Origin of the sequence: Streptomyces murinus (assembly GCF_002154555.1) — a bacterium.
In the GTDB taxonomy this organism is placed as follows: Bacteria; Actinomycetota; Actinomycetes; order Streptomycetales; family Streptomycetaceae; genus Streptomyces; species Streptomyces murinus.
On record NZ_MUNF01000112.1, the window covers coordinates 1 to 13,603 of the forward strand.

The 13,603-nt window shown below is 71.0% G+C and carries 13 protein-coding genes; 10 read left to right on the forward strand and 3 right to left on the reverse strand.

The window, feature by feature from the left end; translation table 11 throughout:
- Positions 1-270, reverse strand: a 270-nt coding sequence (locus CCN72_RS08955) for an RpiB/LacA/LacB family sugar-phosphate isomerase (RefSeq protein ID WP_143664064.1), incomplete at its 3' end; no start/stop codon positions are given.
- A 317-nt stretch (positions 271-587) separates the two neighbouring features.
- Here CCN72_RS08955 and CCN72_RS08960 point away from each other — a divergent pair.
- Positions 588-2,009, forward strand: a complete 1,422-nt coding sequence (locus CCN72_RS08960; RefSeq protein WP_086807043.1) for an amino acid permease — start codon at positions 588-590, stop codon at positions 2,007-2,009.
- Between the two features lie 82 nt (positions 2,010-2,091).
- On the opposite strand, the gene CCN72_RS08965 is transcribed toward CCN72_RS08960, so the two are convergent.
- On the reverse strand, positions 2,092-2,673 hold the full coding sequence (locus tag CCN72_RS08965; protein WP_086807044.1) for a biotin transporter BioY: 582 nt from the start codon (positions 2,671-2,673) through the stop codon (positions 2,092-2,094).
- 487 nt (positions 2,674-3,160) lie between these two features.
- Here CCN72_RS08965 and CCN72_RS08970 point away from each other — a divergent pair, with 487 nt between their 5' ends.
- From CCN72_RS08970 to CCN72_RS09000, 7 genes are all read left to right on the forward strand, one after another.
- Positions 3,161-4,360 (forward strand): ROK family transcriptional regulator, encoded by a 1,200-nt coding sequence (locus tag CCN72_RS08970; RefSeq protein ID WP_086807045.1) that lies wholly within the window; start codon positions 3,161-3,163, stop codon positions 4,358-4,360.
- 213 nt (positions 4,361-4,573) lie between these two features.
- Positions 4,574-5,620, forward strand: a complete 1,047-nt coding sequence (locus CCN72_RS08975; RefSeq protein ID WP_086807046.1) for an ABC transporter substrate-binding protein — start codon at positions 4,574-4,576, stop codon at positions 5,618-5,620.
- A gap of 5 nt (positions 5,621-5,625) precedes the next feature.
- A complete protein-coding gene (locus CCN72_RS08980) occupies positions 5,626-6,474 on the forward strand; it encodes an ABC transporter permease (RefSeq protein WP_358588290.1) in 849 nt (282 codons plus the stop codon).
- Positions 6,450-7,190 (forward strand): ABC transporter ATP-binding protein, encoded by a 741-nt coding sequence (locus CCN72_RS08985; RefSeq protein ID WP_086807048.1) that lies wholly within the window; start codon positions 6,450-6,452, stop codon positions 7,188-7,190. The genes CCN72_RS08980 and CCN72_RS08985 overlap by 25 nt, the downstream gene beginning before the upstream one ends.
- Positions 7,187-8,524 (forward strand): LLM class flavin-dependent oxidoreductase, encoded by a 1,338-nt coding sequence (locus tag CCN72_RS08990; protein ID WP_086807049.1) that lies wholly within the window; start codon positions 7,187-7,189, stop codon positions 8,522-8,524. Before CCN72_RS08985 ends, CCN72_RS08990 begins: the two co-directional genes overlap by 4 nt.
- 26 nt (positions 8,525-8,550) lie before the next feature.
- Positions 8,551-9,477, forward strand: coding sequence for a TauD/TfdA dioxygenase family protein (locus CCN72_RS08995; RefSeq protein WP_086807050.1), 927 nt, complete (start codon positions 8,551-8,553; stop codon positions 9,475-9,477).
- A gap of 136 nt (positions 9,478-9,613) precedes the next feature.
- The gene (locus CCN72_RS09000) at positions 9,614-10,996 is read left to right on the forward strand and encodes an amino acid permease (RefSeq protein ID WP_086807051.1); all 1,383 of its coding nucleotides are present in this window, start codon (positions 9,614-9,616) and stop codon (positions 10,994-10,996) included.
- 4 nt (positions 10,997-11,000) lie between these two features.
- On the opposite strand, the gene CCN72_RS09005 is transcribed toward CCN72_RS09000, so the two are convergent.
- Positions 11,001-11,759 carry an HAD hydrolase family protein gene (locus CCN72_RS09005; RefSeq protein WP_244174163.1) on the reverse strand — a complete coding sequence of 253 codons (759 nt, stop codon included), beginning with the start codon at positions 11,757-11,759 and terminating at the stop codon, positions 11,001-11,003.
- Between the two features lie 107 nt (positions 11,760-11,866).
- Here CCN72_RS09005 and CCN72_RS09010 point away from each other — a divergent pair, with 107 nt between their 5' ends.
- Both CCN72_RS09010 and CCN72_RS09015 read left to right on the forward strand, forming a co-directional pair.
- Positions 11,867-12,514 (forward strand): superoxide dismutase, encoded by a 648-nt coding sequence (locus CCN72_RS09010; RefSeq protein WP_086807052.1) that lies wholly within the window; start codon positions 11,867-11,869, stop codon positions 12,512-12,514.
- A gap of 216 nt (positions 12,515-12,730) precedes the next feature.
- A partial coding sequence (locus CCN72_RS09015) for an NAD(P)-dependent oxidoreductase (RefSeq protein ID WP_086807053.1) occupies positions 12,731-13,603 on the forward strand: 873 nt, incomplete at its 3' end.

Sequence of the window (13,603 nt, forward strand, 5' to 3'; positions counted from 1 at the left end):
CTTCTGCCTGCGCGCCGCCGCGCGCACGCCCTTCACCTTGTTCGCGGCGATCTGCTCCCCGTTGCCGGAGCCGCCGATCACGATGCCGAGGGCGTCGGCGTCGGCGGCCGTGCGCTCGGCGGCGCGCAGGCAGAAGGGCGGGTAGTCGTCCTGGGCGTCGTAGATGTGCGGCCCGCAGTCGACGGGCTCGTGCCCCGCCGCCTTGAGCCACTCGACGAGGTGGTTCTTGAGTTCAAAGCCCGCATGGTCGGAGCCGAGGTACACGCGCATGGGACGAGTGTGACACGCCGGAATCGGGGCAGCAGCCCGGGGTCCACGGCATTCGAGGGGCGTCCGTCAAGGCATCCGGAGGTGACTCATACGACACCCGGAGACCTACGGATTTCGTCGTCAAATGTGAGCGGGGCCATAGAACCTCAAGGGAACCTCAAGTAACAATCCGGATTCAGAGGTTCCCGAATTCGTTCGCCTCGGATTCACTGGACCGACTCGTACACCGCTCGTACGAATCCCGTACCGGACCCCACAACGGCAACCCCCGTTTCCGTACGAGAACCCCCGCTCAACAGGCGCAAAGGAATCCGTCCATGACCCCTCCTGGTTCCGGACTTCAAGCAGGCCTCAAGAACCGGCACCTGACGATGATCGCCATCGGCGGTGTGATCGGCGCCGGACTGTTCGTCGGCTCCAGCTCCGGCATCGCCGCGGCCGGACCGGGCATTCTGCTGTCCTACGCCCTCGTCGGCACCCTCGTCGTCCTCGTGATGCGCATGCTGGGCGAGATGTCCGCCGCCAACCCGACCTCCGGCTCCTTCTCCGAGCACGCCGACCGGGCGCTCGGCCGCTGGGCCGGTTTCTCCATCGGCTGGCTGTACTGGTTCTTCTGGGTCGTGGTGCTCGCGGTCGAGGGAACGGCCGGCGCCAAGATCCTGTCGGGCTGGGTGCCTGCGGTACCGCAGTGGGGCTGGGCCCTCATCGTGATGCTGGTGCTGACCGCGTCGAACCTCGTATCGGTCGGCTCCTACGGCGAGTTCGAGTTCTGGTTCGCCGGTATCAAGGTCGTGGCGATCGGCGCGTTCATCGTCGTCGGCCTGCTCGCGATCTTCGGCGTGCTGCCGGGCGCGCACACCGACAAGGCGTCCTTCGCCAACCTCACCGATCACGGCGGATTCCTGCCACACGGTCCGGGCGCGATCCTCACCGGTGTGCTGCTGGTCGTCTTCTCCTTCATGGGCAGTGAGATCGCCACCCTGGCCGCCGGTGAGTCCGAGGACCCGCAGCGCGCGGTCACCAAGGCCACCAACAGCATCATCTGGCGTATCGGTGTCTTCTACCTGGGCTCGATCCTCGTCGTGGTCACGCTGCTGCCGTGGAACGACGCGTCGCTGGAGAAGCAGGGCTCGTACGTCGCCGCGCTGAACTCCCTCGGGATCGCGCACGCCGGTCAGATCATGAACGTCATCGTGCTGACCGCGGTGCTGTCCTGTCTCAACTCCGGTCTGTACACGGCCTCCCGGATGGCCTTCTCGCTCGGCCAGCGCGGTGACGCGCCGAAGGCGTTCGCCCGCACCACCTCCCGCGGTGTGCCGATGGCGGCGATCCTCGCCTCGGTCGTCTTCGGCTTCGTGGCGGTCTTCTTCAACTACGAGTTCCCGGACACCGTCTTCCTCTTCCTGGTCAACTCCAGTGGTGCGGTGGCCCTGTTCGTGTGGCTGGTCATCTGCTTCTCGCAGCTGCGGATGCGCCGGATCATCCAGCGCGAGGCGCCGGAGAAGCTCGTCGTGCGGATGTGGCTGTACCCGTACCTGACCTGGGCGGCGGCCGCGGTGATCGTGGCGGTCCTGGTGTACATGCTCTTCGACACCGAACACGACGGCCGGGAGACCGTGCTGCTGTCGCTGCTGGTCGCGGCGATCGTGGTGGCCATCGCGTTTATCAAGCAGAAGGTCACGGGCGAGCGTCCGGCCCCGGCCGCGGAGGCCCCGGCGGACAAGGTCTCCATCGGCTGACCCGCTCTTCGCACGTACGACGGCCGCGGGGCCTGACGAACTTCGTCAGGCCCCGCGGCCGTTGCCGTGTCCTGGTGGGCGGCTAGCGCTTGCCGGCGAGCTTCCACGTGGTCGGCAGCAGACCCATCGCGAGGGCGGCCTTGAGGGCGTCGCCGATCAGGAACGGGACGAGACCGGCGGCGACCGCCTGACCGAGGGAGAGGTGGGCGGCCAGGGCCAGGTAGGGGACGCCGACGGCGTAGATGACGGCCGAGCCGAGGATCATCGTGCCCGCCATGCGCAGCGGGGAGCGGTCGGCACCCCGGCGGGCGAGGGCGCCCACGACGGCGGAGGCGAGCAGCATGCCGAGGACATAGCCGAAGGAGACCGCGCCGGTGCCGGAGTCGCCCTCCGCGAACCACGGCACGCCGATCATGCCGGCCACCGTGTACAGGGCGAGGGAGAGGAAGCCGCGGCGGGCGCCGAGCGCGGTGCCGACCAGCAGCGCGGCGAAGGTCTGGCCGGTCACCGGCACCGGGGAGCCGGGCACGGGCACCGACAGCTGGGCGGCGAGCCCGGTGAGCGCGGCACCGCCGAGCATGAGGACGGCGTCACGGGCGCGGGACGCGGGCAGCAGATCGGCGAGGACGGCACCCGGACGGGCGCTGACGGTGGCGGTGCTCATGGGGACTCCGCGGGGTGAAGGAGACAGGGGACAGGTGGGACATCGCGACGCTATACCGGCGCCCTGAGGCCGATCACCGTCAGCGCTCGACAAAGGGTTGATCGACAGCTTGGTGGGCTCCGCACAAAAGCACGACTCACACCGGGTTCGGCGTGACGGTGGTCACTGAGGTGGAGTGCTTCAGCAGACCTCATGAGGTGCCGACGTGACTGTAGAGATCCCCCAAAGCGGGGGCGGCCCCCGGTGCGACGGTCCCCGGTCGTCTCGGTCGGTGGGCGTGGGGTGGGCAGTGGTCGGGGGGTTTGCTAGCTTCGGGGCATGGTTGCGCAGGCCCGGTACTTCACGTCGCGTCGCTATGTCGACCTGCGGCGCCAGGGCGCGGCCACCTGTCGTCGTTCGGGATAGGGGCGGCCCGCCACCAGGGCCCGGCCGCCTCGTCCTTTCCGGTCTTCCGATGTACCGGCTCCGGTCCCGAGGACGGTTCTCCATGCCCCGCAGTGCGGCGTCCACCCTTGTCTCCCCCGTGCCCCGCGCCGCCGAGCGCGACCGGCGGCGCACCAGTGCCAGTTCCGTGCTGCGGTCCGTGCTGGAGCACGGTCCGGTGGCGCGCAGTACGGTGGCGCGGCTGACCGGCCTGTCCCCCGCGTCGGTGACCGAGCACTGTGCGCGGCTCGCCGGGCTCGGGCTGATCCGGGAGTCCCCGGCGCCGCGCCGCTCGCGCGGGGTGGGCCGGCCGCATGTGCCGGTCGAGCTGGACGACGCCCGGTTCGTGGTGGGCGGGGTGCATGTGGCGGTGCCGTACACCACCGTGGCGCTGCTGGATCTGCGCGGCCGGGTGCTGGCCCGGCGTGAGCTGAAGCATGAACGGACCGATCCCGGGCTGGTGTTGGCGCGGGCCGCCGAGGGGCTCGCCGCGCTGTTCGCCGAGGCGTCCGGGCGGCGTCCGCTGGGGGTCGGGGTCGCCGTCGGCGGCTGGGTGGACCGGGAGACGGGCACCGTGGTGGAGCACGAGCTGCTGGGCTGGCGCGAGGTGCCGGTGCGGGAGCTGCTCGCCGCCCGTACCGGTCTGCCGGTCGAAGTCGACGGGCACGCCCGGGCGCTGGTGAACGGTGAGCGGCTGTTCGGGCGGGCCCGGGGCAGCCGGAGCGTGCTGCATCTGTTCGTGGGCAATGTGGTCGACGCCGCGTTCGCCACCCATGACGAGGTGCACCACGGGCCCCGGTCCGCGGCCGGCGCCATCGCGCATCTGCCGGTGCCGGGCGGCACCGAGCCGTGCCCGTGCGGCCGTACCGGCTGCCTTCAAGTGGAGCTGGGGGAACGGACGTTGTGCCGTAGGGCGCGCGCGGCCGGGGTCACCGACTCGGCCAATCCGATGCATGTCGTGGCCGCGGCGGAGGGCGGGGACGCGGTGGCCCGGCGGCTGCTGGTGGAGCGGGCGCGGGCGACGGGACGGGCGGCCGCGCTGCTGCTCGATGTGCTCAACCCGGAGACGGTCGTGGTCACCGAGGTGGGGGTCATCCACTTCGAGGAGTGCCTGGACGCGCTGCGGGAGGCGGCCGGGAATTCCCGGTCCGCGGCGGTGCTGCCGACGAGTTTCCCGGATTCCGTACTCGCGGTCGCGGGCGGTTCGGTGCTGCTCGACGCGTTGTTCCGGGACCCGCTGGGCGCCTCACCTGAGGGTATTTAATTCAGAAACTCGGAATGTTGACATGGGTCGCCGGGGACCTGGAACATGCTGGTCATGCGCCCCTTCACGAGCTGTCGAACCGAGTGTCACGCCTTCTGTTGCTGACATCTTGCCGCGTGTGACACGCGTGTTGCCGTGAATTTCCCAGGGCTTCTTCGCATTTCCCTGAGTTTCTCTGTGTTTCCGTTGACCGGCTCTTTCCGGGAGACCCCCATGCACCGTCGTCTCTTTCTCACCTCCTTGCTGGGCGCGTCCGCCGCCGTCGCCGGACTCGACGGCTGCGCCAAGGGCGTGGCCACCGCCGACACCAGTGGCGCCGCCGCCACCCGGCCCCTCGCGGCCAAGGTCCCCGCCGGGACCAGCCTGAAGATCACCTCGTACCAAGGTGTGGAGCAACTCCAGTTCAGGCTGGGGAAGTTCCCGCCGCTGCCGTTCACCGTGTCCGACTGGGTGAACATCGGCGCCGGTCCCGATGTCATCAACGCCTTCCGCGCCAGGTCCCTGGATGTCGCCAACAACGCGGGCATCCCGCCGATCCAGGCGCAGTTCCAGGGCCTCGCGGCGAAGATCGTGGCGATCGAGCTGACCCGCAGGCCGAACTACCTGTTCGCGACCCGGCCCGGCAGCGACATCCGTACCGCGGCCGACTTCAAGGGCAAGCGGCTCGCCTTCTCACAGGGGCAGGCGCAGGGCGTGGTCCTGCTGCGGGCCCTGAAGAAGGCGGGCCTGGCGTACGACGACGCCGAGCTGGTGCCGCTGACCAGCAACCAGTTCCTGACCGCCCTCCAGTCCGGCCAGGTGGACGTGGCCCCGCTCGCCAACAGCCAGGCGCCCGCCTATCTCAAGCAGTACGCGGCGAAGGGGGCCCGCACCGTCACCACCGATGTGGTCGACCTGCTCAATCTGCTCTGGGCGCCGCAGGCCGCGCTGAACGATCCCGCCAAGGCCGCCGCGATCGCCGCCTACATCCCGCGGTGGGCCCAGGGCCAGGTGTGGCAGTACGAGCATCCGGACCGGTGGAACGAGGAGTTCTACGTCAAGACGCAGAACCTGACCCTCCCGCAGGCGAAGTCCATCACCGCGCTCGCCAACAAGCCGCTGTTCCCGCCGCGTTGGGACGAGGCGATCAAGTGGGAGCAGGAGACCGCGGATCTGCTCGCCGAGGGCGGCTTCGTGAGGAAGACGGATGTGTCCGGCCTGTTCGACCACCGCTTCGAGGCGATCGCCGCGCGGGCCGTGCCCGAGGAGTACCGGAGGTGACCGCCGTGACGACCACCACGACCACGGCGACCGTCGCGTCCGCCACCGCGTCCGGGGAGCTGCCCCCGGTCCGCCGGCGGCGCCGCCTCTCCCCCGGGCGCCGGCTGCCCGCCGCCCGGCTGGCCGGACCCCTGCTGGTGCTGGCCGCCTGGGCGATCGCCTCGGCCGCCGGGCAGCTCGACCCGGCCGCCATACCCGCGCCCTGGACGGTGCTGCGCACCCTCGGCCATCTGTGGACCGACGGCACGCTGCCCACCGATGTGCTGACCTCGCTGCGCCGGGCCGCGTACGGCTTCACGATCGGGCTGGCCGCCGGGGTGCTGCTGGCGCTGCTGTCCGGGCTCAGCCGCACCGGGGAGGCGCTGATCGACGGGACGGTGCAGCTCAACCGGGCGATCCCGACCCTCGGGCTGATTCCGCTGTTCATCCTCTGGCTGGGCATCGGGGAGACCTTCAAGGTCGCTATCATCGCGATCGTCGTCTACGTCCCGGTCTATCTGAACACGCATGCCGCGCTGGCCGGGATCGACAGCCGCTATGTCGAACTGGCCGAGGTCCAGGGCCTGTCGAGGCTCGGCTTCGTGCGGCAGGTGGTGATCCCGGGGGCGCTGCCCGGGTTCTTCGTGGGGCTGCGGCTCGGGGTGACCGGCTCCTGGCTGGGCCTGGTGGTCCTGGAGCAGATCAACGCCACCAGCGGGCTCGGCTACATGATGTTCCAGGCGCAGAACTACGGCCGTACCGACACCATCCTCGTCGGCCTGCTGATCTACGGCGTCTTCGGCCTGGTCTCCGACAGCGCGGTCCGTCTGATCGAACGGAGGGTGCTGTCATGGCGCCGCACACTGAGCAGCTGACCCGGCCCGCCACCGCCGTCCAACTGCGCTCCCTGCACCGGTCGTTCGGCGATCGTACGATCCTCGGCGGCATCGATCTCGAACTGCCCGCCGGACAGTTCACGGCGCTGCTCGGGCACTCGGGGTCCGGGAAGTCCACCCTGCTGCGGGCCGTCGCCGGGCTCGATCACGGGGTGGCCGGGTCCGGGCAGGTCGCGGCTCCGAGACAGGTCTCGGTGGTGTTCCAGGACTCCCGGCTGCTGCCCTGGCGCCGGGTGCTGGACAACGTGCTGCTGGGCCTGGACGGGAAGGACGCGGCACGGCGCGGCCGGGCCGCCCTCGCCGAGGTCGGCCTCGAAGGGCGGGAGCGGGCCTGGCCGGGCGAGCTGTCCGGCGGTGAGGCACAGCGGGCCGCGCTGGCCCGCGCCCTGGTGCGGGAGCCCGAACTCCTGCTGGCGGACGAGCCGTTCGGGGCGCTGGACGCGCTGACCCGGATCCGGATGCACCATCTGCTGCGCGAGCTGTGGGAGCGCCACCGGCCCTCCGTGCTGCTCGTCACCCATGACGTGGACGAGGCGATCGTGCTCGCCGACCGGGTCCTCGTCCTGGAGCGGGGCCGTATCGGCCTCGATCTGACCATCGACCGTCCCCACCCGCGCTCCTACCGGGAGCCGGTCCTGGGCGAGTACCGGGAGCGGCTGCTGGCCGCCCTCGGTGTCACGGAGGACCACCGATGACCACCCGCCGACTCCACCTGAACGCGTTCCTGATGAGCACCGGCCACCACGAGGCGTCCTGGCGGCTCCCGGAGAGCGATCCGTACGCGCATGTCGATCTGCGGCACTACACACGGCTCGCGCAGACCGCCGAACGCGGCACCTTCGACAGCCTGTTCCTCGCCGACAGCCCCCAGCTGTGGGGCGAGCTCGGCCAGCGTCCGGCCGGTGCCCTGGAGCCGCTGACCCTGCTGACCGCGCTGGCGACGGCCACCGAGCACATCGGGCTGATCGCCACCGCGTCCACCTCCTACAACTCCCCCTACAACCTGGCCCGCAGACTCGCCTCGCTGGACATCGTCAGCGGCGGCCGGGCGGGCTGGAACATCGTCACCACCGCCGGTGCGGAGGCAGCCCGCAACTTCGGTCTGGAGCAGGAGCCCGCGCACGCCGAACGGTACGCGCGGGCCGCCGAGTTCCTCGATGTGGCGCTGAAGCTGTGGGACAGCTGGGAGGACGACACGATCGTCGCCGACAAGGCGGCCGGTGTCTGGGGCGACGACGACAAGATCCATCCGGCCCGGCACGAGGGCCCGTACTTCCGGGTCGGTGGCGCCCTCAACGTGCCGCGTTCCCCGCAGGGTTACCCGCTGCTGGTGCAGGCGGGCTCCTCGGCGGACGGCAAGGCGTTCGCGGCGCGGTACGCGGAGGCGGTGTTCACCGCGCAGCAGACCCTCGCCGACGCGCAGTCCTTCTACGCGGACGTCAAGGACCGCACCGAGCGGGCCGGGCGGCACCCCGGGCATCTCAAGGTGCTGCCCGGGATCGTGCCCGTGCTCGGCTCGACGGAGGCCGAGGCGCGGGCGGCCGAGCAGGTCCTGGAGGACCACATCGTGCCCGAGCACGGGCTGCGGCGCCTGGAACGGCTGCTCCAACTCGCGCCCGGCGACCTTGAGTTGGACAGGCAGCTGCCCGCCGAGCTGCCGCCCGAGTCCGCCGTCGAGGGCGCCAAGAGCCGGTACACACTGGTGGTGGAGCTGGCCCGGCGCGAGCGGCTCACCGTGCGGCAGCTGATCGGCCGGCTCGGCGGCGGGCGCGGGCACCAGACCTTCGCCGGGACGCCCGAGCAGATCGCCGACCGCATCGAGACCTGGTTCACCCGGGGCGCGGCCGACGGCTTCAACATCATGCCGCCCGTGCTGCCCTCGGGCCTGGACGCCTTCGTGGACCACGTCGTACCGATCCTGCGCGCCCGGGGCCTGTTCCGCACGGAGTACGGCCCGAAGCGGACCCTGCGCGAGCGCTACGGCCTGCCGCGCCCCGCGAACCAGCACCTGTCCCCCGCCTTCGCCTGACACCCACCGCTCGGAAAGGAACTCCCATGTCCCTGGAGATCACCAAGGTCACCGCGCGCATCGGCGCCCGTGTCTCGGGCGTCGACCTCACCCGGCCGCTCACCGAGGCGGAGGTGACCGGCATCCGCGAGGCGCTGAACGTCCACAAGGCGCTGGTCTTCGCCGCCGAGGGCCTGGACGACGCCGGCCAGCAGGCGTTCGCCCGGCACTTCGGCGCGCTGACCACCGCCCATCCGACGGTCGGCGCCGTGGAGGGCGCCCCGAACGTGCTGCCCGTGGACAGCGAGCGGGGCCGCGCCAACCACTGGCACACGGACGTCACCTTCGTCCTCAACCCGCCCCAGGCCAGCACCCTGCGCTCGATCACGATCCCGCCGTACGGCGGTGAGACGCTGATCGCGAACGCGGCCGCCGCCTACCGCGATCTGCCCGAGCCGCTGCGCCGCTTCGCCGACACGCTGTGGGCCGAGCACACCAACGACTACGACTACGCCGTACCGGACGAGGAGGTCGACGCGGAGCAGGCCGCCCACCGCGCCGAGTTCACCTCGATCACCTTCCGCACCGCCCATCCGGTGGTGCGCGTCCATCCGCTGACCGGGGAGCGCGGGCTGTTCGTCGGCGGGTTCGCCCAGCGGATCGTGGGCCTGTCGGTCGGCGAGTCCCGCACGATCCTGGACCTGCTCCAGTCGTATGTGACCCGGCCCGAGAACATCCTGCGCCACCACTGGGCGGAGCGGGAACTGGTCCTGTTCGACAACCGGATCACCCAGCACTACGCCATCGACAACTACGACGACCTGCCGCGCCGGCTGCACCGGGTGACCGTCGCCGGTGATGTCCCGGTCGGCGTCGAGGGCAAGGAGAGCTACTCCATCGAGGGCGACGCCGCGCACTACACACCCGTACACACCCCGGCGGACACCCCCGCGCACGAGCCCGCGGCGGTGTAACCGGAGTCTCACTCTCCGAATGGCGGGTGTCCGGATACTGGGCGGTCTCTCCGCGTGAGCGGACGGGCCGCCCAGACTGGGTTAGTTTTTGCCCGCCTATTGCACGCCCGCCTATTGCATCGGGAGAGCCGCGCCCATGCCCAGCACCACCCGCTCGGACACACCACGCCTGGCGGAGAACCCCGCCCTCTCCCATGGGCTCAAGCAGCGCCATCTGTCGATGATCGCCCTCGGCGGTGTGATCGGCGCGGGGCTCTTCGTCGGGTCGGGCGCGGGCATCGCCGCCGCCGGACCGTCCATCGTGATCGCCTACGCCCTGTCCGGGCTGCTGGTGATGCTGGTCATGCGGATGCTCGGCGAGATGTCGGCCGCGTACCCGTCCTCCGGCTCCTTCTCCGCGCACGCCGAGCGGGCCATCGGGCCCTGGGCCGGGTTCGCCGCCGGCTGGGCGTTCTGGGTGCTGCTGTGCACCGCGGTCGGCCTGGAGGGCATCGGCGCGGCGAAGATCGCGCAGGGCTGGGTGCCCGGCAGCCCGCAGTGGCTGTGGGTCGCCCTGTTCATGGTGGTCTTCCTGGGCACGAACCTGGCCGCCGTGAAGAACTTCGGCGAGTTCGAGTTCTGGTTCGCCGCGCTCAAGGTCGGCGCGATCTCGCTGTTCCTGGTGCTCGGCGTGCTCGCGCTCACGGGCGTGCTGCCCGGCACGGACTCCCCCGGCACCGCCCATCTCACCCAGTTCCTGCCGCACGGCGGCCAGGGCCTGGTCATCGGCCTGCTCGCCTCGGTCTTCGCGTACGGCGGTCTGGAGACGGTCACCATCGCGGCGGCGGAGTCCGAGGACCCGGTGCGGGGCGTGGCGCGCGCGGTGAAGACGGCGATGTGGCGGATCGCCGTCTTCTACATCGGCTCCATGGCCGTCGTCGTCGCCCTGGTGCCCTGGAACGACCCGGAGGTCGTGGCGCGCGGCCCCTACGTGGCGACCCTGGACCACCTCGGCATCCCGGGCGCGGGCCAGCTCATGAACATCGTGGTGTTCGTGGCCCTGCTGTCCGCGATGAACGCCAACATCTACGGCTCCTCGCGCATCGCCTACTCCCTGGTCCAGCGCGGCCAGGGCCCGAAGGTGCTGGCGAAGGTGTCCGGCGGGGTGCCCCGGATCGGTGTGGCCACCTCCTGCCTGGTCGGCTTCGTCTGTGTGCTGCTGAGCTACTGGCGGCCCAATGACGTCTTCCCGTGGCTGCTGAACATGATCGGCGCGGTGATCCTGGTCGTCTGGATCTTCATCGCCGTCTCCCAGCTGCTGCTGCGCCGCCGCATCGAACGCGAGGCACCGGAGAAGCTGGTCGTGCGGATGTGGGCGTTCCCGTACCTCACCTGGGTGGCGCTCGCGGGCATGGCCGCGGTCTTCGTCCTGATGGCGCGGCAGCCCGACACCCGCGTCCAGCTGTACTCCTCGGGCGCGATGACGCTCGTGCTCGCGGCGGCGGGGTACGCCTGGCAGCGGGTGCGCGCCAGGCGCTGACCCCTCACACCGTGGCCAGCCGGGAGATCTCGGCGGCCACGGCCTCCGGGTCGGCGGCGACGGTGACGCGGGCGATGCCGTCCAGGGCCGGGTGGGTGCCGACCCGGACCGAGTGGTGGGCGTGGCGCAGCAGGTCGAGGTCGTTGATGTCGTTGCCGAAGGCGTTGTAGCGGTCGATGCCCAGTGAGGCCAGGGCCTCCCACTTGTTCGTGGTGCCGGGCGCGAAGTCGATGATCGCCTCGTCGAGATGGTGGTTGACGGTCATGCCGAGCACGCGGCCCGCCTCCGCGAGGGCGGCCATGTCGGTCGCGTCGACCACGAGGAACTTCACCACGGCGGGCAGGCCCGCGAGGTCGACCCGGCGGGCGAGCCGGCCCTGGTCGACGCGGCCGAGGATCGGGTGATCGGCCGGGCCGGTGTAGGCGTAGTCCCAGGGCCCGTCGGCGAGATAGCCCGCGCGGAAGCGGTCGGCCTCGATCAGCAGCTTGCCGAGGTCGCCCGCCTCGAACGCGGCCCGCGCCCGGACCTCGCCGCCGACGGAGACGAGGCTGCCGTTCCCGCCGATCAGCGTGGCGGTGGGGAAGGCCCCGCCGAGGACCGGCAGCAGGTCGCGGACCGGCCGGGCAGAGGCGAAGACCAGGTGGTGACCGGCGCGCTCGCAGGTCTCGATGGCGGTACGGATCCTGCCGTCGATCGTCCGGCCGTCGAAGCAGAGCGTGCCGTCGACGTCGAAGACCGTGGTGCGGGCGCTGGAAGTGATCACCGCGCGATCGTACCGACACTAAGGCAAGCCTTCCTGTCGCCCTGATGCAGTTGTTGCTAGCGTGTAGTTGCAAGCAGTTTGCAATAAGGTTCCGGAGGGGATCACCCATGCCCGTCTACACGCTGCCCGAGCTGCCCTACGACTACTCCGCGCTGGCCCCCGTGATCAGCCCCGAGATCATCGAGCTGCACCACGACAAGCACCACGCGGCCTATGTGAAGGGCGCCAACGACACGCTGGAGCAGCTGGCCGAGGCGCGCGACAAGGAGACCTGGGGCTCGATCAACGGCCTGGAGAAGAACCTGGCCTTCCACCTCTCCGGGCACATCCTGCACAGCATCTACTGGCAGAACATGACCGGCCCGAAGGACGGCGGCGGCGAGCCGCTGGCCGCCGACGGCGTGGGCGCGCTCGCCGACGCGATCAAGGAGTCCTTCGGCTCCTTCGCCGGCTTCAAGGCCCAGCTGACCAAGGCCGCGGCCACCACGCAGGGCTCCGGCTGGGGCGTGCTGGCGTACGAGCCGCTGAGCGGGCGGCTGATCGTGGAGCAGGTCTACGACCACCAGGGCAACGTCGGCCAGGGCGCCACCCCGATCCTGGTCTTCGACGCCTGGGAGCACGCCTTCTACCTCCAGTACAAGAACCAGAAGGTCGACTTCATCGACGCCATGTGGGCCGTCGTCAACTGGCAGGACGTGGCCCGCCGTTACGAGGCCGCCGCCTCGCGCGCGAACACGCTGCTGCTGGCTCCGTGAGCCCGGGCGCGCCCCGCGCGCCGCTGAAGCGCCCTGCCTCGTGATCGTCTTCTCACCCTTCACGGCGGCAGGCGGATGAGGGGAGGCCCTCCGTGAGGACATGACTCGCGGAGGGCCTTTCGCCGTACCCGCCGGGCGCGTTCGGAGTTTCCCCGCTTTCCCCACACACCAGGGATTGACGCCCCTCGGGCGATCATTACAACCTGTGTTCCTGTGATGACCTCCAGTGTGCGGGTACTGGCCGCCGGCGACCGCTTCGTGCTCCCCTCGCTGATCACGGCCGCGCTGGCCAGACAAGCCCACTGCGATGTGCGGGAGTTGACGCTCGACTGGCCGCAGAAACCGTTCGGCACCGTCGCCGAGGTGGAGGAGGCCAGCGACGCGGAGGACGAGCTGATCGCGGCCCTCGCCGGTGCGGACGTCCTTGTCACCCAGATGGCACCGGTCACCGAACGGGTCCTCGCCGCCCGCCCCGAGTTACGGCTGGTCGCGGTCTGCCGGGCGCGCCCGGTGAACGTCAATCTCGACGCGGCCCGCGCCCACGGGGTCCGGGTGTGCTGCGCGCCCGGCCGCAAGGCCGCGGCGACGGCCGAGTTCACCGTCGGACTGCTGCTCGCCGCGCTGCGGCGCATCCCGCAGGCCCATGACCGCCTGACCGCGCAAGGGAGTTGGGCGGGCTCCCGGTACTACACGTACGAGCACAGCGGCCTGGAGGTGGAGGACCTGCCCGTCGGACTCATCGGGTACGGCGCGGTCGGCAGCCGGGTGGCGCGGGTGCTGGGGGCGCTCGGGGCGCGGGTGATGGTGTACGACCCGTACGCGCGCGGGGAGATGTACGGGCTGCGGATGGCCTCGCTGGACGAGTTGCTGCGGCGCTCACGGGTGATCAGCCTGCATGCCCGGGTCACCGAGGAGACGCGGGGGCTGATCGGGGCGCGGGAGCTGGCGCTGCTGCCGCCGGGGGCGGTGGTGGTGAACGCGGCGCGGGGGGCGCTGCTGGACGAGGGGGCGCTGTGCGACGCGCTGGAGGACGGGCGGCTCGCGGTGGCGGCGCTGGACACGTACGCCGACGAGCCGCCCGTCCTCCAG

What these genes read in the sequence shown, in the direction of transcription:
- CCN72_RS08960 (WP_086807043.1), top strand. Translation starts at nt 588, where the DNA reads ATGACCCCTCCTGGTTCCGGACTTCAAGCAGGCCTCAAGAACCGGCAC.
- CCN72_RS08965 (WP_086807044.1), bottom strand. Translation starts at nt 2,673, where the DNA reads ATGAGCACCGCCACCGTCAGCGCCCGTCCGGGTGCCGTCCTCGCCGAT.
- CCN72_RS08970 (WP_086807045.1), top strand. Translation starts at nt 3,161, where the DNA reads ATGCCCCGCAGTGCGGCGTCCACCCTTGTCTCCCCCGTGCCCCGCGCC.
- CCN72_RS08975 (WP_086807046.1), top strand. Translation starts at nt 4,574, where the DNA reads ATGCACCGTCGTCTCTTTCTCACCTCCTTGCTGGGCGCGTCCGCCGCC.
- CCN72_RS08985 (WP_086807048.1), top strand. Translation starts at nt 6,450, where the DNA reads ATGGCGCCGCACACTGAGCAGCTGACCCGGCCCGCCACCGCCGTCCAA.
- CCN72_RS08990 (WP_086807049.1), top strand. Translation starts at nt 7,187, where the DNA reads ATGACCACCCGCCGACTCCACCTGAACGCGTTCCTGATGAGCACCGGC.
- CCN72_RS08995 (WP_086807050.1), top strand. Translation starts at nt 8,551, where the DNA reads ATGTCCCTGGAGATCACCAAGGTCACCGCGCGCATCGGCGCCCGTGTC.
- CCN72_RS09000 (WP_086807051.1), top strand. Translation starts at nt 9,614, where the DNA reads ATGCCCAGCACCACCCGCTCGGACACACCACGCCTGGCGGAGAACCCC.
- CCN72_RS09010 (WP_086807052.1), top strand. Translation starts at nt 11,867, where the DNA reads ATGCCCGTCTACACGCTGCCCGAGCTGCCCTACGACTACTCCGCGCTG.